The organism is Streptomyces sp. NPDC006691 (assembly GCF_042869955.1).
Taxonomy (GTDB): Bacteria; Actinomycetota; Actinomycetes; order Streptomycetales; family Streptomycetaceae; genus Streptomyces.
This window is the reverse complement of record NZ_JBIAGW010000043.1, coordinates 1-23,855: the sequence shown is the minus strand read 5'-3', so window position 1 is coordinate 23,855 and position 23,855 is coordinate 1. Positions and strand designations below refer to the sequence as shown.

The window sequence follows — 23,855 nt, the reverse complement described above, 5'->3', positions numbered from 1 at the left end:
ACTTCAGGTGCCCTGCACTGGCGCCAGCACTCACCCTCACCTTCTCCAGGGACCGCTTCATGACACCCGCAACCGCATCCGCCGCAACGTCCGAATCCACCGAGTTCGCTGGGCAGATCGCCCTCGTCACTGGAGCCGCGCGAGGGGTGGGCCGGGCGACCGTGGCGCTCCTCCACGCCCGCGGCGCGCGGGTCGTCGCCCTCGACCTCCGCCCTGACGTCACGAACCTCGCGAGCGAATTTCCTGGTGTCGTCGCGACAAATGGTGACATCACCCAGGAGGAGACCGCCCATCGCGCGGTGGCAACGGCCCTGGACGCCTTCGGCGGACTGGACATCCTCGTGAATAATGCCGGCCGCACCCAGAACAAACCCGTCACCGAAACCACGGCCGAGGATTGGGACACCGTTATGGCCGTCAACGCCCGCGGCTCCTTCTTCTGCGCCCGCGAGGCGTTCCAGGTCATGAAGAGCCGTGGCGGCGGCGCTATCGTCAGCACCGGTTCGTACGCTTCCACCGTCGCCCTGCCCGAAGGCGTCGCCTACAGTGCGTCGAAGGGTGCTCTGGCCCAACTGACCAAGGTGCTAGCCGTCGAGGGCGGCCCGTTGGGCATCCGCGCCAACCTCGTGGCCGCGGGCGTCATCGAGACGGACTTCCTCGACACGATCCGCCCCGACAGCCGCGCCTACCTGGCGTCCTTCGCCGCCGCACAGCCACTGGGACGTGTGGCGCAGCCCGAGGAGATCGCCGAAGTCTTGTGCTTCCTCGTCTCGCCCCGCTCCAGCTTCGTCACGGGAGCCGTGGTCGCCGCTGACGGCGGTTTCACCGCGCTCTAGCGACGCACCGTCAGGGCTTCCGACTCGGCGACACTCGCTGGTCAGAGGCTTGTCGAGCGGTAATTCTCGATGGGACGGGACAGCTGTCCCGTGTCCCGTGTGGCTTTGTGCGACTTTTCGCGATGGATGACATCGAGTCGGGCTGGTTGACATCAACAGCGCCCGTCGTCGTCGGCGGGTCGGCCTTGATGCTGCGACCTGCCGTAATACCCGACCCCTGGTGTCAACTGGCCCGGAAACTGGGGGCGGATGTCAACAACTCGACCTACTGTTGTCAAGCATCCCGATCAGATCTGCTCCGCAGCCCAGGCCCGTCCATGAAGGTGGTGTCACCCATCTCGAACAGTCGCACTTTGATTGGTAGTTGGCGGATGTGATTTCTAGTTGGCGAGCCTCGGCGCTTTCGCCTGAGGGCTCGGGCCCCAAAGCACGCGACGGCGGTAGGGCCAGCCGGGCGTGCGGGCGGGTAGGGGTGTTGCACTGCGGCCCGTCAGCAGGCGCTTGGGGCGGCGGCCAGGGTGTCGGCGAGGAGTTCGTCCAGCGGGCGGGATGCGTCGAGGGTGACTCCGCGTTCATCCGGTTGCAGCGGTTCCAGGGCCGCGAACTGGGATCCGGCGAGAGCTTCGGGGAAGTAGTGCCCCTTGCGGGCAGCCAACCGCCGCCGTACCTCAGCCTCGTCGACGTCCAGGTGTACGAACCAGACGCCTGTTCCCGTTCCCGTGCGCAGGATGTCTCGGTAGGCGCGTTTGAGGGCGGAGCAGGCAAGGACCGTGCGCGCCGGGGAGCGCAGGATCTCGGTGTTCACGCGGCGCAGCCATGGTGCGCGGTCGCTGTCGTCCAACGGGATCCCGCGAGACATCTTCTCCACCGATCGTGGGCTGTGGAAGATGTCGGCGTCGATGAATCCGGTACCCAGTGCAGCGGAGAGCTGTTGTCCCAGGGTGGTCTTGCCGGCTCCGCCGACGCCCATCAGCACGATCGCCATGGTGCCCTTCTTGGTTTCTTGGGAATTGGCCCCGCCGTTGCAGACCCGCTTTATATGATCATGGGATGCGAAGGGGTGGCTTCAACAGGGCGGCACGGGCAGGGGCGGGCGTGGGCGGGCCGCAAGGGCGGGATCCGTGGTCCGGTGGTGTGCCTGTACCTCTGCGGGGGCCAGGTTTTGGCACGTATGCGCCTGAGGAGGTGGGGTGGCTTCTCAAGGACCTGTCCCACCTCGACCTCGAACCCCGTGGCGCGGTGGAAGAGGCCGAATTCTTCTCGTGGTTACCTGCCGAGTATCAGCCGGACGCTGCCTACCGGGAACTGTTCGAGACCGTACTGCGGGAGGGCAGCGCGCGCTTTGCCCTTGCCGTGGCGGTGCTGACGGAACTGGTCCTGGCCGAACGCGGCGCGGACAGCGTCCTGGTGTCCATCGCCCGGGGCGGTACGCCGGTCGGGATCCTGATGCGCCGGTGGGCGGCCAGCGCGCGTGGTCACGTGTTGCCGCACTACGCGGTCTCGCTCGTTCGCGGCCCGGGCGTGGACACCGGCGCGCTTGATTACCTCGCCCGCCACCACGACCCGGCCGACGTGGTGTTCGTCGACGGCTGGACCGGCAAGGGCGCCATCGCCGAGGAGCTGAGCACGTCACTGGCCCGCTACTGGGCCGCAGGCGGCGCCGCGTTCAACGACGACCTCGCCGTGCTCGCCGATCCTGGGTCCTGCGTGCGGACGTACGGCACCCGCGACGACTTCCTCCTGCCCTCGGCCTGCCTGAACTCCACGGCCACCGGCCTGATCTCACGGACCGTCTACAGCCCGTCCCTGACCCCACCCGACGGCTTCCACGGCGCCAAGTTCTACCGCGAGCTGGCCCGCGACGACGCCTCCCACCGACTCCTGGACACCGTCAGCGACGCCTTCTCGGCCATAGCCGACCAGGTGCCCCCAGCCGTCGCGGCCCTTCAGAACAGCGACCGCACCCCCACCTGGTCCGGCCGAGAGTCCGCCGCGACGCTCTGCGCGCAGTACGGCATCACCGACCCCAACTTCGTCAAACCCGGTGTCGGCGAGACCACCCGCGTGCTGCTGCGACGCCTGACCTGGCGGGTCCTGGTCCGTGAACCGAACGCCCCCGAACACCGGCACGTCCGCCTGCTCGCTCAAGCCCGCGGCGTCCCGGTCGAGGTCGTGCCCGGCCTCGCCTACGCGTGCGTGGGCCTGCTCAAGGCCGCGGCATGAACCGCCTGCCCGTCCGCGGCCCGGCCCTGGTTGTCCTGGGCCCCGGCAAGGTGGCACTTCAGGAGCGGTCAGCCACGGCCCCCGGTGACGGGGAGGTGCTGATCGCACCGCATTTCGTCGGGCTGTGCGGAACGGACCTGGAGATCGTCAAGGGGGAGCTCGACCCGGCCTATGTCCGCTACCCCGTGGTCCTGGGACACGAATGGTCCGGCCGCGTACTGGCAGTCGGCGCAAGGGTGCCGGACCTGGCCCCCGGGGATGGGGTGGTCGTCGAAGGGATCCGGCCGTGCCGGCTATGCCCGCCGTGCCGCAGCGGCAGGACCAATCTGTGCGAAGACGTCGAGCAACTCGGCTTCACCCTGCAAGGCGCCGCCTCCCCCGCGATCACCGCACCCTGGCACCTGGTTCACCGGATCGCTCCCGAAGTCCCCCTGACCGCCGCCGCCCTGATCGAACCCGGAGCAGTAGTTCTTCGAGGCCTGGGCGAGATCGCCATCGACCCGGGCGCGAACGTGCTCGTGGTGGGCGATGGCACCATCGCCCTCCTCGCCGCGCACTTGGTTCGGCTGTGGTCACCTGGCGCGGTCACCATGGCTGGACTACGTCCCGCACAGGCCGGGCTCGCGAAGGCCATGGGTGTCGACCACTTCACCCTTGACTGGCCTGGGACGGGACCCTATGACGTCGTCATCGAGGCCGCCGGAAGTACGACTGCTGTAGCGGACGCCCTGCGATCGGCCGGCCGCGGGGGACAGGTGTTGCTGTTCGGCATCGCCGGCCACGGCCGCACCGCCGCCCTGCCCGTCGACGACGTCGTCAACAACGACCTGCGAATTCGCGGCAGCTTCAGCTACACCTCAGCCGCCTGGGCCCAGGCCGTACGCCTACTCAACACCGGCATCTACCAGCCACTGCCCGCGATCACCCACCGGGTTCGCATAGAGGAGTACACACGCGCGCTACGGCTGCTGGCAGACCCGGCCGACGGCCCCCGAGGGAAGATCCTCATAGACCAGACTCCCCAGCTGAACGAACCGGCCAACGGCTGAGGCCCAGACCGCCCTTGCGGCAGGACCGGCGCGGGGCGGCCCCGACCCGCGCCGAGCACCTCGGGGAACGGCCGACCGAGTCGAACACCCACGGACAGTGCCAACGAGCGTGACTACTCGCTGCTGGTACCAGCAAGCCTGTCCGATCGGGTCCAACTCGGCAGTCCCGCTACTCCAACACGCGAAGGCCGCCGCGCACTTCCGATTCCAACCAGCGTGGCACTGCACACCTTTGGCCTTGTCGTTGGAGCCGCCCGTTCCGGGGCCTCGACTCGCCAACTTCGCGTCAACGACCTCGCCCCCAGGCTTTAACGCGGGCCCTTGACCCGGGCTTGTCCAGCAACGTCCCCGCCAACTACCGCTCAATGTCATAGCCGTGTGACTGTGTGTGACTTTTCGCGATGGATGACATCGAGTCGGGCTGGTTGACACCAACCGCGCCCGTCGTCAGCGGCGGGTCGGCCTTGATGCTGCGACCTGCCGCGATACCTGACCACCGGTGTCAACTGGCCCGGAAACTGGGGGCAGGTGTCATGAAATCGCCCTTCTGCTGTCAAGCATGGCGATCAGGTCTACTCCGTAGCCCAGGCCCGTCGATGAGGGTGGAGTCACCCATCTAGAAAAGTCGTACTGTGCGGTCAAGTTGGCAAGTCCGGTGCGTAGCCGCGTTTTTGGGAATCAGCGCAACCCTTCAGGCAGCGGTGCGATCATGGCAGTCACAGTGAGCAGTCGGCTCGCTGCGTTGTGGCACCACTTCATCGAGGGGGACTTGCGTGATCAGCGGCACGTACGAGATGACCAGCAGTGACAACTACGAGGAGTACCTGAAGGCGACCGGCGTGGGCCGGGCTACCTGCAAGATTGAGGCTGCCTCCAAGCCGACCGTCGAACTCACGGAGGACGGCGACAACTTCAAGCTGAAGACGACTACCACCCTCAAGACGATCGGCCTGGTCTTCACCCTCGACAAGGAGTTCGTCGAGGAGACCACAGACGGACGTAAGTGCAATACCACTGTCACCCGCGACGGGAACACCCTGATCCAGACCCAGAAGCTCGACGGCCAGACGTTCACCATCACTCGGACCTTCCGTGACGACGGACTCGACGCCACCTTCGAAGCAAACGGCGCCGTCTCCAGGCGCAGCTACAAGCGCATCTGACTCGACGCGAACACCAACCCCCGCACGGGCATCCGTCCGGGGGTCCCGCATGCGGTCGCGACTGTCAGATGTGGGGCGTACGGCGCGCCCCATCGGCCAGACAGATCTCCTGTGCCGCGTCACCCTGCGGTTCGCCCCGGACGGGGCGGCCGTCCAGGGGGCCTGGTCGAGCCTGGAGGTCGCGCAGCGCAAGTTCCGTGAACGGATCGGCCTGTACGGCACTCCCGCCTCCACGGCGACGATCCGGCTATGGGAGCAGTGCACAGGCGGGCGTGAGCGGACCGTCGACGAGCGGCCCAAGCGATCTGCCTGATCCGGGCAGTACGTTCCGAGCCCCGCGGGGGGAGTCGAGATGGTCCTGATGTCAGGCAGGCGTGGCGTCAGGGTCGAGCAACACGAACCTCCCCGATCTGATGGGGGGCAGTCCCCTACGTGTCGCCCTGCCCAACACCGACGCTGCCACAGAGTCACGCCTCGGAGCTGAAGCCGGACGGCGACGACCGCGAGCTCAAGGCCGGCCCTTTCCAGGGCCGCGCGCTGCCTGGAGCTGCATGGGAAGCCCTCATGACGTCCATGTCCAGTTCGAACCGGTTGAGTCGGCACTGGGTCCCATGTGCGGTCACGGCGGCCTGCACTGCTGCCGCACGGTCGAACGTCACGTCGGCGAGGAACGGCTTGCGGAGCTTTACCCGGCTGGTTGTGTTCACGAGTTACGGGTTCTGGCACAGATCTTGGGGAGCCGTCGCCGAGTGTCACCGGGGCAGCACGGGTTGGGTCAGCCCGCAAGGCGGTTTGCCGGGACAGTCGAAATTTCCGGGCACCCTCGCGAGCCGTGCTGGCATCGTATGAATCATGGCAGCGATAGACGACACATCCGAGCCTGACAGCCCTGTCCGCAGCGCTTACCCGCCCCTGCTGGAGGCAGCGTGGCTGTATCAGGCGGATCAGGTGTGTCAGGAAGACCTGCCGATGACCGCTGCCCAGGCACTCGCAATTGGAATGGACACGCCAGCCCTGTGCGAGCTCGCTGGTCTGCCGCGTCATGCGGACCCGCAGGACATCCGTGACACATTCGAGCAGGCTCTTCAAGAATTGGGGATCAAGCTGCCCGATCACCACCTGGCCCGACGATACGCGCTGCGCAGACTGGCCGCGCGATTCACCGCCGGGGAGGTGAATCTTGCCGAGTTGGCAGCGGACGAGTGGGCGGAGGCGGAGGTCGAGACCGCTGAGGAGCAAGCATTCGTGGCGCTACTCCCGCCATGCGCGTGCTGCATCGAGTACACGCTGGGGCTCGACGAGGCGGCATGGGAAGCACAACTGCAAGTCGCGGCCCGTGCCTTGGTCTCACATCCCACTGTCGGACCGCGCTTCTGACGATTGAGGTCAGGAAGCGTTTCTGGCGCAACATCTGGGGTCGCGGTCGCGGAGAGTCACTGAAACAGGATCATTTTGCGGAGTAGTTCGAACCCTGCTCTGCCGTAGAGCTGCCTCTTGATCTTCTTGATGCGGTTGACGGCGCCCTCGATGCTGCCGGAGCTCCAGTCGAGAGTGAGCCCGGCGGTCACGGCGTCGAGGTCTCGGAGCAGGTGGAGTGCAAAGCCGCTGAGGCCGGGCAGCTGGCTGGCGTCGACCGCGTCGATCCAGGTGGGGAGTGTGCAGCCGAGGTGGTCGGTGAGTATCTCGCCGAAGTCGCGGACGTGTCCGGCGGCCGTGTCCAGTTCGGGGCAGCGGGCCAGGACGTCCTTCAGGCCGGCCCGGTCCTCCTCGGTCAGTACGGTGGGGTGCCGGGTGAGCCAGCCGGTCACCTGCCGCACCGTCGGCGGCCGGGGCGGTGCCTCGGCCGGAACCGCGCGCAAGGTGGCGATGTGTGCACGCACCATGCCGTAGGTGACAGGAGCTTGCTCGGCGACCAGCTCGCTGTGGAGTTGGGTGACGCTGGTGCATCCCTCGGCGAAGCGCCGCTCCAGGTAGGGCTTGTAGGGGTCCAGCCTGCTGGGCCGGGGCCGGTTGTCGCAGATGGTGTCCTGCCAACGTGAGGCGTTCGCGTATCGCAGCACGGTGTTGAGGCCCCAGCCCAGGTGCCGGGCGATCGCCCGACGTGAGTGACCCTCGGTGAGCATCTCGTGGACAAGGGCATGTGCGGCCTTCTTCCGCTCGGCTCGCCGGCCGACCGGCTCCGCGCCGTTCTGCGGCCGATCGGAAGCCGGTGAGGTGTCCTGCGGCAGCGTGCCGCTGGGCATCGGGTTGCGCAGGCAGTCTCGATGGGCGGCGACGCAGGTCTCTACGGCCCGGCCGAGGCCCTGCCACAGATGAAAGCGGTCAGCGACCTGCAGGGCATCAGGGGCGCCGCGGCGGGCGCCCTCGGCGTAGGCACCCGCCCGGTCCCGGCAGATGATCTCCACGCCCGGGTGGCGGATCAGCCAGGCGGCCAGCGGTCCACCCTCGCGGGTCGGGAGCACATCGACTACGCGATGGTCTTCGACGCTGGTCAAGACCATGGAGTAGGTCTGGCCGCGACGGATCGCGAAGTCGTCCACGCCCAGCACCCGTGGAGTACTGAACTGCGGATCGGGCAGTGCCATGACCCTGCGTAACAAGGTCATCCGCCCCACACCGAAGCTGAGGTGGGCCGCCAGCCGAGCTCCGGCCCGCCCCGCCAGGGCGAGTCCCACCCGTTCCAGAGCACGGTTGAGCCGCGTGGTGAACCGAGCGTACGGGGCGGCCAGCCGGGAGAACGGCTCGGCGAACGTCTGGCGCGGGCAGCCCGCCGACCCACAGATGAAACGCCTGACCGTCAGTCGGATCACAAAGCACTGATCAGCGAGCGGTAGGTCCTTCAGCCTGCGCTGGTAACGATCGTGGACTCGATCCGAGAAGAGGCCGCAGTCCGGGCATAGCACCGCGACCGCGCGACCTCTCGCCACCACCTCGACCGTGCCGAACGCGACCGTAACCGCCTCGACCTCCACCTCGTCGATCCCCTCGAACCAGCAAGTCCCAGAAGAGCGCGTCGGTCTGCATGACCAGCACCATCGCGGTCCACCGCTGACCACAGCAGCGAACGGAATGGACCTGAGGGGGCGTCACTGCCGGCCGTCTGGCGACAAGGCGTACGCCGTCTCGTACGAGCTGAGCCCTCGCAATCGAACAGCGACGTCACGCTCCGCGACGGCTCCCCAAGATCTGTGCCAGAACCCAGGTTTCAGCGCTGCTGCGGTCCTCGAGGCAGACGCGGAGGTACGGTGCGGCGTCATCAATGCCGTGGCCGGTGACCCGGTAGGTCTCGCCCACGTGCGCGGTGCGCTGCGCGGAGATGTCGACACTGCCTTTGGCGAACGCCGGTGTCGCGGCCAGCGTCACGGTGGCAAGCCCCAGTGCGCCGAGTGCAACGAGACGGCCGCTCCGTGCGCGTATGGCGGTCTTCTTCGTCCTGGTCATGGACTACTTCCTTCCTGCGGATCGCCCTGAGGGGGCGCCTCCCCTGTGGTGAAAGCGCCCAACGCGCTTTGCTGACAGGGCAGATGAGTCGCCGAGCCGACCCGTTGCGTCCAAGGCGCCGCCGTTACGGGCCCCCGACAAAGCCTGGTGCATTCGGGCATGACGGACTTGTCCGTCCGACCCTCCTCAGGACACCTCGAGGTCCTTTCGCCGACATCTCCCCAGGCCGCGCGGCTCCTCACCTCAAGGGAGCCGCCGAGCCGTGCGCCTTTTCGACCCATCGGTTCACTATGAGCCGACGGGGCTGAGCATCTGAAATCCGTCCCTGTGCACGGTAGTTGGCCCGTGGTGGGATACGTTCGCATTTGACGTGATCAAGTCAGATGGAAGGCAAATCCTGCCCATGTCCACGCATACCGGTTCCCTCCCGCCGGGCCGAACTCGCAGACGGTCGACAGCAAGACGGCCCGCCCGGAAAGGCGGCGGTCCCAGACGTATCAGGTCCCTCGCCCTCAGCACCGTTCAGACGCTGCTCTTCGCGCTCCTGGTGGTGCCGTTCACCGTCGTGGCCGCCGGCCCGGCCCAGGCGCTTTCACCGGACGAGACTCCCTTCCTCACCTGGAACATGCAGGGCGCGACCAATCAGGGCCAAATGCTCTGGACGGACTACTTCCCGTCACTTCTCAATGAGGCCCCGTCCAACGTCGTCATGCTCCAAGAGGTGGGTGCAGGCGTTCCCGACTCGGCCGTCCTGCTGTCCAACCCGCCAGGAACCGAAGGTGATCCGCTGGTCACCTACGCCCACTGGGGCAGCGATCGTGACCGGGCCAGCGAGTGGTACATGGTCTTCCTCCAGACCAACAACCCCGACCCCACGAGGCCGGGCGGCCGGGTGAACACCATCGTGATGTCGCACCTTCCCGTCGATGGGGCGATGGTGGTGAACAGTCAGCACAGCAGTAACGCCGGCCGGCCCGCCATCGGCATCCGTCTGGGCAACGACTGGTACTTCAGCTTCCATGCGCTGTCCGGCAGCGGCGGCGACGCGGTCAGCATGCTGACCGCGATAGGCAACGCCGTCCGCAATGCCCAGCCGCCGGGGACGCGCTACGAATGGACCGTGGGCTCGGACTTCAACACCCGGCCCGAAACCCTGCAGAGCCGAACAGGGTTCAGCAGCATTCCCAGGTCGCCCAACGAGCCCGACGACCCCGACGACCCAAGGGCCCCTGCCCCTCCGAGCGCTCTGGTCAGTGTCGTGGCCAGCGGACAGCCCACTCACCGCAGCCCCGACGGCTCCCGGCGGGAACTCGACTACGCCGTGACAACCACTCCCCACGCCGGCCGTCTCATGGCGAGCGTGGTGCACAACCGGGGCAGCTCCGACCACGATCCCGTGCACGTCACCGCCATCCCCACCCCGGTGAGCCGGCCGCCGTTGGCCTCGCAACCGGTCGGCGGCTTCGCCGTGGACGGAGCCAACGGAATAGCGGATCCCTACCGGAACGGCGGCTGGCGCGATCAGACGCGTCTCTGCATGGCCTACGGTTCCCGCGGCAAGTGCACGGGCTATCACTCGTTCGCCGCGCGATCGAGCGCCGCGGCCGACACGGACGCGTCCGGCTTCGACTACGTGGGCGCCGTCAGCAACGGGAACATCTCGGACGGGGACAGCCAGGAAGAGGCGTTCCCGGGCCAGACCATCGACCAGCTGCGCCAGCATCTCGTGGTCGACCTGCCCATCTACAAACCCAACGTCGTGCTGGTCCAGCTCGACATCGCCAACGATCTCGCGAATGACGACAAACTGACGGGTGCTCAGGAAGCGGACCGTCTGCGGTTGTTGATCAACCAGATCCACTACATCCTGCCCAAAACCATGGTGCTGGTCGGCGATCCGGCGCCGTCCAAAACGGCTGCAGTCCGCGACAAGATGTACTCCGGTGACTCCTCCTATCTCGCGCGGTCGAGCGCCGTCATCACCAACGCGATCAGCGCGGGCGAGCACGTCCAGCAGGTTCCCATCGCCTTTCCCCGAGACACCAGTTTCGTGGACACCACGCAGGGTCCCGACGGCGTGCCCAACGACAAGGGCTACCAGGCCATAGCCGACGCCTACGTGCGTCAGCTGAGCACTCTGGCGGCATCGGGAGCCATCGTCGCGCCCAGCGAGGTCGTGGTGAACCCCGCCGATCTGGTGGTCGACGACAGCGGCATCGACGACACCGGATCCTCCGGTGAGGGGGACCCGACTTCGAACCCGCCGCTGAAGGTGATGGTGGTGGGTGACTCCATGACCGAGGGAATGGAGGGCGACTGGACCTGGCGCTACCGGCTGTGGCAGTGGTTCAAGGACCAGCACGTACCGGTCGACTTCGTCGGCCCCTACCGGGGCACCAAGCAGCCCGACCCGACCGGCCCGCCCGCGCCGCCCCGGCTCCAGAACGAACCGCCCGAGCCTCCGTCGGTGGCTAACCCACCGGTCTCCGGCGCCTACCACCAGGACATAGCGCCCGGCTTCGACAGCGACCACTTCGCCGTGTGGGGCCGCCAGGCCGCACAGGACAAGGACCTGATCGGGCCGATGGTCGCGCAGTACAAGCCCGACCTGATCCTCTTCGGAATCGGCTTCAACGACATGGGCTGGTTCGTCAGCGATGCCAACGGCACGCTGTCCAGTATGAAGACCCTGGTCGACCGCGCCCGGGGGGCGAAACCTGACGTCAAGATGGCCGTGGGCAACGTCCCCCAGCGCCTGTTCATCAACGGCCGCCAGGACCTGGTGGACAAGACCAACCAGTACAACGCCCTGCTGAAGGACGCCATCCCGACCTGGAGCACCTCGGCCTCCCCGGTGAAGCTCGTCGACTGGGAGGGCTCCTACAGCTGCAAACCCGAAGCATGCCCCACCGGCTACGACGGTCTGCACCCCAGCCTCTCGGGCGAGTACCAGATCGCCTACGCCTACGCCCGCACCCTCAACAGGGATTTCGGCATCGGGCAGTCCACCCCGGACCACATCCCCGCGTTCCCCGAACGCCCCATCTCCCCGGTATCGGGACTCAAGGCGGAAGCCGTCCCCAGCGGTATCAAGGTGTCCTGGAACCCGGTGTTCGGCGCCCGTGGATACACCGTCCGCTACCGGCTCGCGGGCACCACCGAATGGAGTGAGGTGGTGGTGCCGTCCAACCGGTACGACACCACCTGGACCCAGGACGGCTGGACCTGGGAATACGAGGTCCGCACCTACAACTACACGGACGGCGCGTCGTCATGGATGACGACCAGCGCGACCTCACACCCCGAAACCGCCGCCGCGCCCGGGAACATCGTCACCCGCGCGACCGCGACGGGCGTGGACGTGTCCTGGGAGGCGGCGAAGGGCCCGTACACCGACAGCATCGACCGCTACCAGATCATCACCTGGGACAGGGACGTTCCCGGGGCGTACATCAACAGCACGGGCGCCAAGGGCACATCCATCCACATCGACGGACTCGCCCCCGGCCACCACTACCTCGTCGCGGTAGCGACCTGGAACAAGGCCGGCGGCGGCACGCCGGGCACCGGCCGGTCCGTGACCATCGGCGCCGGCACACCTCCCGTTCCGACGGACGTCACCGTCAAGTCCCTCGACGCCACCACCGTCCAGCTGCGATGGAAGGGATCCCCGGAGGCAGCCGGATACCGAGTGTGGGTGCGCAACGTGAACGACCCGAGCGGTTCACCCACACCCGATCCCTATGTCACCGACACCCCCGACCACCAGATCGCCCTCCTCTTCCCGGGCAACTGGAACTTCGAGTTCTGCATCACCGCGACCAACGGGACGTTGGAGTCCGGGAAATCCAGCTGCGTCCGTGTTCCCCTCCCGCCCCCTTCCACCGGAGGAGGAACCCCGCCACCCTCCGGTAACAGACGCAAGGCCCCGGAGCCGGCCAAGGAGTCCCTGATGAAGCTGAGCCGAGCCGCAGCCGCTCAGCGGACCTCGGCTGGATGACGGTCGGCGTCAGCGGCTGTTAGGCGGCCCATTGGCTACCCATCCCGCGCGGGTGGGTAGCCAACGGCGCTACGGGTCGGTGCCTCGGTGAATTGCCCGGTGTCAGGCGACCGTTACTCCGCCGTCGGTAGAGTCGATCGAGTGGACCGGAGGAACGCTGACCATAGTCAGCAGCATCTACTGACACGGACTCTGCGCGTCCCGCTGGCATCACGGTTCAGGCAGATGCGCCAGAGTCCGAGGTCCGCTCCGAGGACGTATGGCACGCATCATCTTGACGAAGCCGCTTGTCCTGCTCATGCAGAACGTCGCTCAACAGTCAGCGGAACGGCAAGGCCCTCCGCGTGAGGTGCAGGCCTTGTCGCCGGCGACTGCGCCGGGCCTGGTGCGGGGAGGGCCGACCGGCAGGCGGACCCGCACCTTCTTGAGCACGGTGATGAACTGCGGGCTGTCCGCGGCCTGTCCGGCGGTCAAGACGAATGCGAGGGGACGGCATCTGCGGTCCGCGGCGAGGTGATCTTGCTGATGAGGCCGCCCCGGGACCTGCCGAGCAGGGCTTCCTTCAGGAGGAGCCTGCGTCTGCGCTGGATCCGTAGGCGTTCGTCCTGTCCGTTCTGTTCCTCCGCGCCGCCCCCTTTTGCTGGGCTGTCTCCTGCTCATGCGCGGCTTCTCCAGAGCCGACATCAGGTGCTTGCTGACGCGGAGCCCTGCGGATTCAGCGAACAGACGGTGCGCGGCAGACTCTTCCGCGCACAACACGCTCTGCAGGAGGCGATGAGCCCATGGCGCTAGACGACCCGCACCCCGGCCCCGGCTGCGAGCCGCCGTCCGACAGCGCCGGCCAAGCGGCCGCAGGCCTGTTCCCTGAAGCCGAACTGCTCGCCGGCGACGAGCTGCTGCCCCGCGGACGCCCCCTCAGCCACGCCTGGGAGCAGGCACGCGACACGGCTGGCACCGCAGATCCACACACCCCCTTCTGCCCCTACTGTCGACAGGCCGTCGAAGGACTGGCGGCCCTGGATGAGGTCACCCGCGCTCTGCGCGCCTTAGAGCGGCCAAGCGGAGACCGCCTGGCCGACCGGGTGATCAACGTGGTCCGGGACGAGGTGAGGCTTGGCGCGATGCTGCCCCTCAACGACCCTGCCCTGGACCTGCAAATTGCCGAGAACGCTGCAGTCCTGCGCAAGGCCGCCGACACCGTGCCCGGCGCCCGCGCTGCCAGCTGCCGCTTCACCCGCACCGGCAACGGCACTGCCGTCCACATCACCATGACCCTTGCCGCAGCCCTCGACCAACCGCTGCCCGGCTGCGCCGCTCAGGTACGCCAAGCTGTTCTCAAGGCCGCAGACCACACATTGGGCCTGGCTGTCACCGGTGTCGACCTGCGCATCGACACTGTGCTCGACCACCCCTACGTTGCGCCCCGCACCGGGCTGACCGAGGGAAATGGACAGCGATGACCTTCGCCGGAGACCAGGACATCCACCAGGCGGCAGCCAGGGCGGCACTCGGCGTTCCCGGCGTGGCCGCACTCCAGCCCGGGCTCGCCGACCGTCTGGCCGCCGCAGCCTCCCGCGCACAACAGTCGCTGGGAGCCGCCCGGCTCCCACCCGAAGCCAGGATCCGTACCGAGCACAAGAAGGCGGCTGGCACGTAGAAGTCCGCTGCGTTGTACATGACGACCGTCGTGTTATCGACGTCGCCCAGCAGGTACGCGAACACGTCCGTTCCGCCGTCACCGCCCTCCTGGCTCGGTGCGGCACATCCGCGCCGGTCAGCGTCCTCGTCACGATCGCCCGAACCGTGTAACCGAGGAAACAGCTAACCCAGGTCGGTGCGAGCGCCGAAGCGATCATTCCAGGCTGGATAAGGCGGCGGGGGCGGTGTGAGGCGGCTTTGGGTCTGCTGGTTCGCCGTCGATGGCGTGGTGGTCGCTGTGTTGGAGCTCTTTGACTGCAGTGGCCACGTCGAGGGGGACGATGGTGGCTGCCATGTGCGGGAGCCGGCCTACGGCTTCGGCGAGTGTGTCGGCGGTACGGCCGTGCAGAAGCCGCCCGATCATCGGCGCGTAGGTACGGCGGGGGATCAACAGCGTGACTTCGCTGGTGCAGTCGGCGATGGGCATCGGGGGCCAGTTCGAGTACGCGGCGCTTGAGGTGCCCGCTTCGCGCGGAGTCAGTGTCCCCCCGGGACGGCGCTCTTGTCTGTCCCCCGCTCGGGTGGCATATCGTCGACTCTCAGGGCCGACTCCCTTGGGACAGGGCTGGGTCCGGCTCGGCGGCGGGTTCGTTCAGGCTCCAGCGCGGCGCGAATGAGCCCGCGCAGCTCGTCATCGGGGATGCCCGCCGCGTCCTGCGGCCGCAGCCGGATGGTTCCCCTTCCGCTGACGAGAGTGGGGTGGCGGGAGGCGAATCCGTCATCGCGGTCTTGGCTCCATCCATAGATCGAGACGCCGTGCTGCCAAGCGCCGATATACAGCTTCCGTTCTGCGACTCGGTAGGTCGGCATCCCGTACGACAGCACCGGACTCGCCTCGGGGAAAGCTTCCAGGACCAGCCCATTCACCCGCTCGAAGAGAGGGCGGTGCTCGGATGCGATCCCGTCGATGTACTCCTGCACAGCGTCCATATGTCCCATTCTCGTCATCCACCGACAGCAGAACCATTGCTGCGGCGGCACAGGTCAGACCGGGGCCGCCTCTGCAGGAAGGGGGCAGGTGAGGGGCAGGACGCGTTCACTGAGACGTCCGGTGAGGCGGGTGCCATGGAGGGCATAGTCCGTGAGCCAGTCCGACGCGGTCAACTGATCCAGCAGGCCGGGCAGTTCGATGTCGTCGGCAGCGCTCAGGGAAGCAAGACGTTCCCTGCTGATGCCTTGGCCTTCGGATCCGACGTGTCCGTCGGGGCCGGTGTGGGTGGCCAGGACCAGGGCGAGCAACCGGGCGCCGGCCGTGGCTTTGGGTTTGCGGAGTTTCTTGTCCGCGACGATCTTCTGTGCCCATCCGCTGAGTTTTGGGCGGGTCTTCTTGCCGAACGTGAAGGGGCCCGGGCGGTCGACGCTGGGGAAGAGGGTGGGGATGGTGAGCGGTGTGGGGTCTTCCGGGCGGGACGCGAGCAGATCATCGGCGCTCCCCGGGAGCGACAGCCAGCCGCTGCCGGCCAGTTGCTCCACCAGGCCCGTGGGATCGGTAAGACCGAGTGTGGTGAGATCCTGTCCGACCAGGTTGCCGGTACCGGTGTGGGCGGTGCGCAGGGTTAGCATCACCACCAACAGCCGGGCCTCCGGCCCTGACAGCGGAGCGGAGGTGGCGCAGTGGTTCAGGACGGAGCGGGCGTGTTCCCACAGCGCGGGGCCGGTCAGCACCCGGGCCACAGCCGGCGGACCGTCAGTGCCGTCGACGGGCCTGCTGGTGCGCTGCTGGTGTTGGAGAAGGGCGGTCTGGGCGGCCTGCTCGGCGCGCCGGGCCTCCCGGCGCAGGCGCGTGTCGCCAGTGACCTCGGCCCACGTCGTGAACGCGGCCGCTTTGCGTGCGTGCAGACCGGCGAGGAGGGCCAGGTCGGGTTCGGTGCGCTGCTGATAGCTGCGGAACAGGTCGCCCAGTTCGGTCAGTTCCTCGCGCAGTTCGAGGGGCCGCAGACGGTACGGGACGACATGCCCCGCGATCCGCCCGTCCCGTGGCGGCCGGGGGCGCCGGCGGGCGGAACGGGCCGCGGGCACCGTTTGCGGATCACCAGAGGAGGAGCGGTCGGAGAACTGCGGACCGCCCGCGGGCGCGGCAACGGGCAGGGCGACGTCGGCGACCGTGTTCGCGGCCCGTGGTGAGGGTGGGGCGGCGGCGACGGTCGTGGCTCCGGGTGTGGCGGCCGCACAGCGTGAGCAGCATTCCATCGCCCGCCACCAGCGTCCCTCCCGGTCGGTGACGACGGCCAGGACCACCGGCCCGCCACAGCGCCACGGCACGCCGCGCTCCGGCCGCTCCTCGAAGCGAGCAGTGTGGAGGTGGCAGTGCTCGGCCTTGCAGCGGCAGAACGCCTGAGCCCGCGGGCCGGCAATCGCCTTGAGATGCGTCTTGAGATGGGCCACCGCCGCCGTGCGGCCGGCCGCCGCGGACGGTAGACGCTCCGGGACGCATGCGGGGCGGCTGCACGAGAGACGCACCGCCGTACTACCCCGGCCGGTGGCGTCCAGGCGCACCGTCCACGTACGCCCCAGCACCCGGTCATCCAGCTCGCCCGGCGAGACCTGCACCATCCAGCCCTCCTGCACCATGTCCCCCACTGCCCCGCCCGTGCCCTACGACGACTGGCACGACGGTGAGGCCACCGTATGGGGCCACATGGCCGGAGACCGAAGACTCGCTGGTGTGCGGCAACTGTCGAAGAATTCCCGGACGCCCGATGCCGTCCTCGCCTGCCGGTCGCAGCCACCGAGACCGTTCTGCATGCCGAAAGACTCACCCGCCGTCCGCGCGGCCAGCGCCTGTGATGCGTGATCGGGCCAAATCGTCTGAGGACAAGGGAAGATGGTGATGTCCCCTGGGACGATCAGTTGTTGTCGGATCAGCCTCGCTTCCGCCGAGGTCGGGCAGTGGACGGGGATCACCGCCCGGGGCTGGAAGCATCTGGCAGGGAAGGGCGAGGCGGGGTGTTCCGCGGCGGGCACCGGCCGCGTTCCGGATTACGGGTTGGGGTTGGGGTTGAGCAGACCAGTGACGGAGTTCAGGACGTCGAAGCTGGCGTTGCCTTCGAAGAAGGGCTGTCCGGCCGGTACGGGGCTGGTGCCGAAGGCTGCGGACAAGGCCTGCTCGCCGGCCGGAGTCAGCGTCATCGGCAGATTCTCGGCGCTCACCCTGGTCAGGGAGAGCTTGGCTCCTTCGCGGGTGGAGGAGAACATGTCGACGCGCCGGCCCTGGTGTTCGGCGGTCCAGGTCCCGGTCATGTCCACGTGCAGTGCGACGCGCGGGGTGGTGAATTCGGCGCGCTTGCCGTCGCGCTGGAATGCGAAGCCGCCGGTGCCCTCGCCTGCGAGGCCGGTCAGGTCGGTGTTGATCTGTCCGCTCTTGAGGGTGCCGCGCATGCACGTGTGGCTCTTGTAAGTGACCACTGTGTTCGGCGTGACCGCGTCGAAGGTGATGTGTGCCTGGGTGAGTGTCTTCTCGGTGGCATCGGTCAGGCAGAAGTAGTAGGGGTCGCCCGCCTTCAGTTGGAGGGGCGGAAGAACGCTCGACAGCGGCAGGAGAGGGCCTGCCGGCTCCTGGGCGGCGACCGTCGGTGCCATCGCCGCAAGGACCGCCACAGAGCCCATGAAGAGGGCGGCCGAACGCAGGGTAGACGTCTTCATGTCGGAACTCCAGATGAATGAGACGGATGAGTGGCCGGATCGGATCGGATATGACCGGGTCCGCTTCCTCAACGTCACCGCCCCCGCGTCGTCACGGCCCTGCGCTTCATGACCACTCAAATGCTCGATTCCGCTGCGGCAGTGCCGCTGCTCCGGCCAGCGGCACGGGACCATCTGCCAGTGCGGGCATCCCCTGCCTCTTCGGGGTTCCGGCCGGCCAGGTTCTTGCCGCGCTGCCCCGGTGTGTGCGCTGGTCCGACCGGGCCCGCCCCGGGACGGCCGAGCATCTTGTCGCGATGCCCGGCGTCACCGTCCTGGACCTCGACCTGTTGGCCGCCTTGGCCGTCGCGCGCGAGAACACGTGGGCAGCAGCCCATGCCCAGTACGCAGCCCAGTCGACCCCCGACCGGCCCGACGGCGCCATCATCGCCACCACCGCCCCCAGCAGGGGCAGGGGCACCCGGTCCGGGTCCTGGACCTCACTCCCTGACCACACCCACAGGGATATGGGTTCCTGCCGGTCAGGCTGTTTCGGGGAGCATGCCGGTGCGGAGCTTGGTGAGGACCGGGTGCGGAGGCGTGAGACCTGCATCTGGGAGACGCCGAGTTCAGCGCCGATCTGGGCCTGGGTCAGCTCCAGTCCGAAACGCAGGTTCACGATGCGGCGTTCGCGTCCGTCGAGCTGTTCCATGAACGGCGCCAGGGCGTGCAGGTTTTCGACCCTTTCCATGCCGGGGTCTTCCTCGCCAATGAAGTCGGCCAGCGTGCGGGCCTTGGCGCTGGCGGACTGGCTGCTGTCTTCCGTGTCGGCGGACATGTCGAGGGAGCCGGCGGTGTAGCCGTTGGAGGCGACGATCCCGTCGATGACGTCGTCCTCGTCCAGCTTGAGGTGGGCGGCCAGTTCCTTCACCGTCGGGTTGCGGTCGAGCTGGAGGGCGAGGTGTTCCTTCGCCTTGGCGATCTCGGTGCGCAGTTCCTGCAGGCGGCGCGGGACGTGGACGGCCCAGGTGGTGTCACGGAAGAACCGCTTGATCTCGCCGACGATGTAGGGCACCGTGAAAGAGGTGAACTCGACCTCGCGGGACAGGTCAAAGCGGTCGATCGCCTTGATCATACCGATCATGCCGATCTGGATCATGTCGTCCATCTCGCCGCTGCCGCTGTTGCGGAACCGGCTCGCCGCGAAGCGGACCAGCGTCATGTTTATCTCGATCAGCGTGTTCCGCGCGTACTGATACTCCGGCGTGCCCTCCTCCAGAGTCCGGAGCCGGTCGAAGAACACCTTCGACAGCGCACGCGCGTCCCGCGGGGCGACCTTGTCCGTGTCCTGCACCCACGGAAGGTCCACGGACGCCGCCACCGTTCGGTTCACGGAAAGGACCAAGGACAGCGAGTTGTTCATCAACCCGCTGATGGCGCTGTATTTCTGTGTGGACCTGCCTGGACTGGCCCGCCGTAATCTCTACCTCGGCCTGCTGGAACGGACCTACCGGATGCGGCAGGTGAGTTCCGTGATCGAGGAGTTCCGCACCACGCTGCCCCGTCAGCGTCCGCCGAGGGCGTTCCCGCACTGAACCTTCCTCCGGTATGAACAAACGGAGTGCTCCTCTGAGCGGTCGGCTGCCAGCACGCGTAGTCGCTCGCCGCCAACGCCGCCGGCCGCGAAGTTCACCCCGTCGCCACCGGGAAACACTGCCAAGGACAGGAAGCGGCCGCCAAACAGGCAGCGGAACGGGCCAGCACAGTGCCGCACAGGGAAGAAATCCGGCAGACACCGAAGCCAGCGACACGGTGGCTCCCCCCAAAGCCCGCCGATAACAGCCTCAAAGAATGGATAGTCCAACAGGATCAGTGCCGGCGTCGGAGCTTTTGCAGTCATCAGGGCCTTGGTACCGGGCGGCCAGGCGCTGACACCAGTCCTCGGAGTCTTATCATGGGCAGCGGGCGCCTTCGCTGCGAGAGTGACAGCAGAGGAATACGGGTGGACCGGTAATGAATTTGCCGCATCGGTTGGCGGCCTCGCCCTGGCAGGTATCCTCGGAGGGGTCGGCGGCCTCGCAGGATTTCAGGTAGGAGGAGCCGTAGGGAAAGTGGTTGGCGGCATGAACGACATCATATCGCCAATAACTTCCCTGTGCGGCTAGCAGGCGGCAGTAAAAGGCGGGATCCCGATGAAAGAGTCCCGTCACATCATTCGGATAGGATCTCAGGAATGCTTCAAGCCCCCCATGTCCCGACGTCAATGTGGTGGATATTCACTGTGGCATCAGTAGCAGTCTTCCTGACGTTCTACTTGACACTCCTGCCCGATCTCAAATACAGAATCAAAATGGCGGCCGCCCCAGTGCTCTCGGGAGGTGCCCTCGTCTGCGCGGCGCTGATATACAACTGGAATGTTGAAGTAATCCTTCCGATTTACAGCGTCGGGCTGCTCTCTTTCCCCGTGGGATCGCTCGGGCACCGAAATGAGGCGAGGCGTATCGCGCGCGACACGGCAAAAGGCGGAGAAGAACCGGCACTGACCCGCGGGTTCCAGCTGCAGCTGACCACCTCGGTTGTTCTCGCCCTGATAGTGGGTGTCTGGCTTTCCATGCCTCATCAGTAGACAGATACCGAAACGTCACAGCGCCCGGCTTGTCGACGTTCAAGTTTTTGGCTCTGTCGGGGATCTTGTGATGCCTCTTCGACAGTTGGGAGTGCGAGTCACTTCGTAGTCCGGTCTTCCCGTACCGACTGGCGGAGAAGTTCGTCGGCGGTGCAGTCAGAATCAGGATCTTCTACCAGGCAGAGATTGAGTCCTTGCTCGTCACGTCGGACCAGAGCCGACAAGAGGCGGGAGTCCTCCGGCGAATCGATGCTCAACGAGGCTCAACGAGACCGTGTCGCCGCTGGTGAGGGCGTCGTCCGCGAAGGAGGAACCCGCGTCGTCCGGCGAGCTGAAGAGGCTCCAGCGTCCGGTCGCAGCGTCCGGGCATGATGTCCCTCCGAACATCGCGCTGTTCAGACGTTCCCCCGTCGTGCTGAGCAATGCTCAGAACCTGTGGATCGGTTCCGGGAGGGCACGCGGAGGACGTACCTTCCCGAATGATCCAGTGATGGTCACCGAGTAGGCCGGCGTTCGCAGTGCGGGTGGGGAAGGCACGCCCCGTGCTCAGCGTAGTCACCGACGACGGCTCCACCCAGTCCGGATGCCTGATCGACGAGATTGTCCGCGAAGGCGCACGGCGCATGCTGGCCGCCGCGCTGGAGGCGGAAGTCAACCAATACATAGCCGAGTTGGCTGCCGAGACCGACGAGCGCGGGCACCGCCTAGTGGTCCGCAACGGCCACCACCAGCCCCGCACCGTAGTCACCGCCGCCGGACCGGTCGAGGTCAGGGCCCCGCGGGTCCACGACCGACGCGTCGACGACACCACCGGCGAGCGCGAGCGGTTCTCCTCAAAGATCCTCGCGCCGTGGTGCCGCAAGTCCCCGAAAATCTCCGAGGTCCTGCCACTGCTCTACCTGCACGGCCTGTCGTCCGGTGACTTCGTCCCCGCTCTGGAGCAGTTCCTCGGCGGCGCTGCAGGCCTGTCGCCGGCCACCGTCACCCGGCTGACCAAGCAGTGGAGCGAGGACCACGCCGCCTTCCAGACCCGGGACCTCACCGACCGCGCCTTCGTCTACGTCTGGGCCGACGGCGTGCATCCCCAGGTCTGCCTCGGCCAGGCTCACTCCTGCGTCCTGGTCCTGCTCGGTGTCCGCCTGGGCGGCACCAAGGAACTCATCGCGTTCGCCGAGGGCCTGCGGGAATCCACCGAGTCATGGGCCGCCCTGCTGCGCGACTGCCGCCGACGCGGCATGCGCGACCGCGAGCTGGTGGCCGGGGACGGCGCCATGGGCCTATGGCGGGCCCTCTCCGAGGTGTTCCCGGCAGCCAGGCCGCAGAGGTGCTGGGTTCACAAAACCCGCAACGTCACCAACTGCCTGCCCAAGTCCGCCCAGCCTGGGGCGACGAAGGCGATGCAGGAGATCTACAACGCGGAGGACCGCAGCTACGCCGAGAAGGCGATCGAGGCGTTCGCGAAGACCTGCGGCGCCAAGTTCCCAAGGCCGTCGCGAAGATCACCGAAGACCGGGAAGAACTGCTCGCGTTCTACGACTTCCCCGCCGAGCACTGGATCCATCTGCGGACCACGAACCCCATCGAGTCGACGTTCTCGACGGTCGGGCTCCGCACCAAGGTCACCCGCGGCGCCGGCAGCCCGGCCGCGGCCCTGGCCATGGTGTTCAAGCTGGTCGAGTCCGCCCAGGAACGCTGGCGAGCGATCCCCGGAGCCCACCTCGTACCCTTGGTCCGCGCCGGAGCCCGGTTCGAGAACGGCGCGTTGGTCGAGCGCCAGGAGGAGGCCGCGTGAGCACCGCAAAGGACTACGGCAGCTGCCAGATCTTTGTCCGCGGCACCGGTCGGCAGCTCCTGGCCGAGCTCGTCGCGGTCACCCTCGGAGCCCAGGCCGACGACCGCTACACCGTCCGAGCAGGCCAGATGCTCTTCGATACCCGCCCGAATCCGGACGCCGGACTCGCTGGCGACTTCATCGGCTGGCCACTCAAGATCGAGGCCGAAGCTGACGAACACGGCCCCTCCCTCGTTAAGCCAGTGTCACGCCTACTCGCCGCGGCCTGGGGCTGCGGCTACGACGCTGTTGCCGCCTGCGATTTAGAGGACGAGCTTCCCGACTCCGGCGGGCTCCCGCGATACCGCTGAACTCAGCCCGATCCACAGGTCTTGACTATTCCTCGTCATGCTGCGGTCCGCCTGAAGGCGAAGAAGTGCGCCACCCGGGCTGCTCCACTCGCCCGCAAGCGCGGACTGGTCAATGGGAGTCGCGTCTTCGCCTGCAGCGCAAGCAACGCAGGCCCACGCCAACGCGGCGACCGGAGCAGCCCGTCGTCTCACTGAAGTGCTCATCGACATCCCCCACACTCGACTGAACGCGTTCAGAATAGAAGGGAAGGCTCGGACGATCTCACTCGGGAGGGTCGTGTCGTACGGTTTCGGGCCCAGGGGTGCGCGCTGACGCAGGAGGTCGAGGTTGGCTCGGCCGTAGCCCATACGTTTGAGGAGCTTGATGCGGGTGACGTGGCCTTCGACCTAGCCCGAGCTCCATGGTGTGGAGAGTCCGGCGGTGACTGCCTCGAAGTCGCGTCGCATGCCGTTGACCGGGGAGTGCATGGCTGGTGGGTCGTCGGCCGGGACGTCTCCATCCGGTCGGGAGGCTGGTCTCCTCGGAGGTGGTGGAGCATCTCGGGAAGTGGTGGACGTGACGGGCCGCAGCGTCGAGGTGAGGGCAGGGCGCGCGGATCTCTTTGAGTTCCGCGGCGTCCGCGGGTGCGAGGTGCTGTGGGTTCGTCAGGATCCATCAAAGGACACGTCGGGGTTTCGGCGTCGCCCTCGGATTGGGTTGGGCCACGGGCTGTTGCTTCCGTCCTGGCAGGCGAGGTGGCCTGAAGGATCGGAAGCAGCGTCGGACGTCGGACGCAGTGAACACTTCCGGGGAATCCATGCTCCCGCGGTTCATGGTGGAGCTGGGGAATGTCGCGACAGCCATCCAGCCACTGGCCGTGGGGGATGCGCGGTGGTGGCGTAGTGCCGGTGATGCGTCACGATGCCACGCCGGTCCTCGGTGTCCTGATCGGTGGCGTCCGGGGCAGTTGTCGGTCAGCCACTAGGCACTGTTTCTCGGATCATGTGCGGAGCCAGATGATGAGGGCTGCGAGGGTGACGGTGCCGAGGTAGATGTGGGCGCGTTTCTCGTAGCGG

At 67.3% G+C, this 23,855-nt stretch carries 18 protein-coding genes and 5 pseudogenes; 14 read left to right on the top strand and 9 right to left on the bottom strand.

Translation table 11 applies throughout. From position 1 onward, the window contains the following. Positions 1 to 59 precede the first annotated feature (59 nt). Positions 60 to 836, top strand: coding sequence for an SDR family NAD(P)-dependent oxidoreductase (locus ACFYNP_RS37935; protein ID WP_388791996.1), 777 nt, complete (start codon positions 60 to 62; stop codon positions 834 to 836). A 490-nt stretch (positions 837 to 1,326) separates the two neighbouring features. Here the strand turns inward: ACFYNP_RS37935 and ACFYNP_RS37930 are convergent, their stop codons facing one another. Beyond that, complete coding sequence (locus ACFYNP_RS37930) at positions 1,327 to 1,821, bottom strand: gluconokinase (protein WP_388420447.1); 495 nt, start codon at positions 1,819 to 1,821, stop codon at positions 1,327 to 1,329. Between the two features lie 65 nt (positions 1,822 to 1,886). Between ACFYNP_RS37930 and ACFYNP_RS37925 the strand changes: the two genes are divergently transcribed. The 5 genes from ACFYNP_RS37925 (at position 1,887) to ACFYNP_RS37905 (ending at position 6,648) form a co-directional block, all read left to right on the top strand. Beyond that, positions 1,887 to 3,059: a cysteine protease StiP family protein gene (locus ACFYNP_RS37925; protein ID WP_388791994.1), complete on the top strand. Its 1,173-nt coding sequence runs from the start codon at positions 1,887 to 1,889 to the stop codon at positions 3,057 to 3,059. Further along, complete coding sequence (locus ACFYNP_RS37920; protein WP_388791992.1) at positions 3,056 to 4,108, top strand: zinc-binding dehydrogenase; 1,053 nt, start codon at positions 3,056 to 3,058, stop codon at positions 4,106 to 4,108. The genes ACFYNP_RS37925 and ACFYNP_RS37920 overlap by 4 nt, the downstream gene beginning before the upstream one ends. 773 nt (positions 4,109 to 4,881) lie before the next feature. Further along, complete coding sequence (locus ACFYNP_RS37915) at positions 4,882 to 5,271, top strand: lipocalin/fatty-acid binding family protein (protein WP_388791990.1); 390 nt, start codon at positions 4,882 to 4,884, stop codon at positions 5,269 to 5,271. Between the two features lie 49 nt (positions 5,272 to 5,320). Then, complete coding sequence (locus ACFYNP_RS37910) at positions 5,321 to 5,584, top strand: hypothetical protein (protein WP_388791988.1); 264 nt, start codon at positions 5,321 to 5,323, stop codon at positions 5,582 to 5,584. A 539-nt stretch (positions 5,585 to 6,123) separates the two neighbouring features. Continuing rightward, complete coding sequence (locus ACFYNP_RS37905) at positions 6,124 to 6,648, top strand: hypothetical protein (RefSeq protein WP_388791986.1); 525 nt, start codon at positions 6,124 to 6,126, stop codon at positions 6,646 to 6,648. Positions 6,649 to 6,704: 56 nt separating this feature from the next. On the opposite strand, the gene ACFYNP_RS37900 is transcribed toward ACFYNP_RS37905, so the two are convergent. Beyond that, positions 6,705 to 8,243, bottom strand: a complete 1,539-nt coding sequence (locus tag ACFYNP_RS37900; protein WP_388791984.1) for an ISL3 family transposase — start codon at positions 8,241 to 8,243, stop codon at positions 6,705 to 6,707. 187 nt (positions 8,244 to 8,430) lie between these two features. Beyond that, positions 8,431 to 8,712, bottom strand: coding sequence for a hypothetical protein (locus tag ACFYNP_RS37895; protein WP_388791982.1), 282 nt, complete (start codon positions 8,710 to 8,712; stop codon positions 8,431 to 8,433). Between the two features lie 550 nt (positions 8,713 to 9,262). Between ACFYNP_RS37895 and ACFYNP_RS37890 the strand changes: the two genes are divergently transcribed. Continuing rightward, a complete protein-coding gene (locus ACFYNP_RS37890) occupies positions 9,263 to 12,712 on the top strand; it encodes a GDSL-type esterase/lipase family protein (protein ID WP_388791980.1) in 3,450 nt (1,149 codons plus the stop codon). A 339-nt stretch (positions 12,713 to 13,051) separates the two neighbouring features. On the opposite strand, the pseudogene ACFYNP_RS37885 reads toward ACFYNP_RS37890, so the two are convergent. Continuing rightward, positions 13,052 to 13,423: pseudogene (locus ACFYNP_RS37885) on the bottom strand (hypothetical protein); the annotation flags it as partial. A gap of 71 nt (positions 13,424 to 13,494) precedes the next feature. Here ACFYNP_RS37885 and ACFYNP_RS37880 point away from each other — a divergent pair. Together ACFYNP_RS37880 and ACFYNP_RS37875 are read left to right on the top strand one after the other, a co-directional pair. Next, positions 13,495 to 14,172, top strand: coding sequence for a hypothetical protein (locus tag ACFYNP_RS37880; RefSeq protein WP_388791978.1), 678 nt, complete (start codon positions 13,495 to 13,497; stop codon positions 14,170 to 14,172). Then, positions 14,169 to 14,369 (top strand): hypothetical protein, encoded by a 201-nt coding sequence (locus tag ACFYNP_RS37875; RefSeq protein WP_388791976.1) that lies wholly within the window; start codon positions 14,169 to 14,171, stop codon positions 14,367 to 14,369. Before ACFYNP_RS37880 ends, ACFYNP_RS37875 begins: the two co-directional genes overlap by 4 nt. Before the next feature lie 195 nt (positions 14,370 to 14,564). Here the strand turns inward: ACFYNP_RS37875 and ACFYNP_RS37870 are convergent, their stop codons facing one another. The 4 genes from ACFYNP_RS37870 to ACFYNP_RS37855 form a co-directional block, all read right to left on the bottom strand. After that, positions 14,565 to 14,837: a hypothetical protein gene (locus ACFYNP_RS37870; RefSeq protein ID WP_388791974.1), complete on the bottom strand. Its 273-nt coding sequence runs from the start codon at positions 14,835 to 14,837 to the stop codon at positions 14,565 to 14,567. A 50-nt stretch (positions 14,838 to 14,887) separates the two neighbouring features. Then, a complete protein-coding gene (locus tag ACFYNP_RS37865; RefSeq protein ID WP_388420684.1) occupies positions 14,888 to 15,340 on the bottom strand; it encodes an iron chaperone in 453 nt (150 codons plus the stop codon). A 54-nt stretch (positions 15,341 to 15,394) separates the two neighbouring features. Beyond that, a complete protein-coding gene (locus ACFYNP_RS37860; protein ID WP_388791972.1) occupies positions 15,395 to 16,963 on the bottom strand; it encodes a hypothetical protein in 1,569 nt (522 codons plus the stop codon). Positions 16,964 to 17,389: 426 nt separating this feature from the next. After that, positions 17,390 to 18,052 carry a hypothetical protein gene (locus ACFYNP_RS37855; protein ID WP_388791970.1) on the bottom strand — a complete coding sequence of 221 codons (663 nt, stop codon included), beginning with the start codon at positions 18,050 to 18,052 and terminating at the stop codon, positions 17,390 to 17,392. A 254-nt stretch (positions 18,053 to 18,306) separates the two neighbouring features. Here ACFYNP_RS37855 and ACFYNP_RS37850 point away from each other — a divergent pair. Further along, a pseudogene (locus ACFYNP_RS37850) lies at positions 18,307 to 18,542 on the top strand (hypothetical protein); the annotation flags it as partial. A gap of 31 nt (positions 18,543 to 18,573) precedes the next feature. Here ACFYNP_RS37850 and ACFYNP_RS37845 read toward each other — a convergent pair. Beyond that, a pseudogene (locus ACFYNP_RS37845) lies at positions 18,574 to 19,454 on the bottom strand (SigB/SigF/SigG family RNA polymerase sigma factor). Between ACFYNP_RS37845 and ACFYNP_RS37840 the strand changes: the two are divergent. The 4 genes and pseudogenes from ACFYNP_RS37840 to ACFYNP_RS37825 all read left to right on the top strand — a co-directional run. Next, a pseudogene (locus ACFYNP_RS37840) lies at positions 19,402 to 19,626 on the top strand (hypothetical protein); the annotation flags it as partial. The pseudogenes ACFYNP_RS37845 and ACFYNP_RS37840 sit on opposite strands and share 53 nt — an antisense overlap. 638 nt (positions 19,627 to 20,264) lie before the next feature. Beyond that, positions 20,265 to 20,657: a hypothetical protein gene (locus ACFYNP_RS37835; protein WP_388791968.1), complete on the top strand. Its 393-nt coding sequence runs from the start codon at positions 20,265 to 20,267 to the stop codon at positions 20,655 to 20,657. Between the two features lie 542 nt (positions 20,658 to 21,199). After that, positions 21,200 to 22,449, top strand: a pseudogene (locus ACFYNP_RS37830) (IS256 family transposase). Next, positions 22,446 to 22,799, top strand: coding sequence for a hypothetical protein (locus ACFYNP_RS37825; protein WP_388791966.1), 354 nt, complete (start codon positions 22,446 to 22,448; stop codon positions 22,797 to 22,799). The pseudogene ACFYNP_RS37830 and the gene ACFYNP_RS37825 overlap by 4 nt, the downstream one beginning before the upstream one ends. Positions 22,800 to 23,855: the final 1,056 nt, after the last annotated feature.

What these genes read in the sequence shown, in the direction of transcription:
- ACFYNP_RS37935 (WP_388791996.1), top strand. Translation starts at nt 60, where the DNA reads ATGACACCCGCAACCGCATCCGCCGCAACGTCCGAATCCACCGAGTTC.
- ACFYNP_RS37870 (WP_388791974.1), bottom strand. Translation starts at nt 14,837, where the DNA reads ATGCCCATCGCCGACTGCACCAGCGAAGTCACGCTGTTGATCCCCCGC.
- ACFYNP_RS37860 (WP_388791972.1), bottom strand. Translation starts at nt 16,963, where the DNA reads ATGGTGCAGGTCTCGCCGGGCGAGCTGGATGACCGGGTGCTGGGGCGT.
- ACFYNP_RS37905 (WP_388791986.1), top strand. Translation starts at nt 6,124, where the DNA reads ATGGCAGCGATAGACGACACATCCGAGCCTGACAGCCCTGTCCGCAGC.
- ACFYNP_RS37880 (WP_388791978.1), top strand. Translation starts at nt 13,495, where the DNA reads ATGGCGCTAGACGACCCGCACCCCGGCCCCGGCTGCGAGCCGCCGTCC.
- ACFYNP_RS37835 (WP_388791968.1), top strand. Translation starts at nt 20,265, where the DNA reads ATGCTTCAAGCCCCCCATGTCCCGACGTCAATGTGGTGGATATTCACT.
- ACFYNP_RS37865 (WP_388420684.1), bottom strand. Translation starts at nt 15,340, where the DNA reads ATGGACGCTGTGCAGGAGTACATCGACGGGATCGCATCCGAGCACCGC.
- ACFYNP_RS37930 (WP_388420447.1), bottom strand. Translation starts at nt 1,821, where the DNA reads ATGGCGATCGTGCTGATGGGCGTCGGCGGAGCCGGCAAGACCACCCTG.
- ACFYNP_RS37920 (WP_388791992.1), top strand. Translation starts at nt 3,056, where the DNA reads ATGAACCGCCTGCCCGTCCGCGGCCCGGCCCTGGTTGTCCTGGGCCCC.
- ACFYNP_RS37910 (WP_388791988.1), top strand. Translation starts at nt 5,321, where the DNA reads ATGCGGTCGCGACTGTCAGATGTGGGGCGTACGGCGCGCCCCATCGGC.
- ACFYNP_RS37855 (WP_388791970.1), bottom strand. Translation starts at nt 18,052, where the DNA reads ATGAAGACGTCTACCCTGCGTTCGGCCGCCCTCTTCATGGGCTCTGTG.
- ACFYNP_RS37925 (WP_388791994.1), top strand. Translation starts at nt 1,887, where the DNA reads ATGCGAAGGGGTGGCTTCAACAGGGCGGCACGGGCAGGGGCGGGCGTG.
- ACFYNP_RS37875 (WP_388791976.1), top strand. Translation starts at nt 14,169, where the DNA reads ATGACCTTCGCCGGAGACCAGGACATCCACCAGGCGGCAGCCAGGGCG.
- ACFYNP_RS37895 (WP_388791982.1), bottom strand. Translation starts at nt 8,712, where the DNA reads ATGACCAGGACGAAGAAGACCGCCATACGCGCACGGAGCGGCCGTCTC.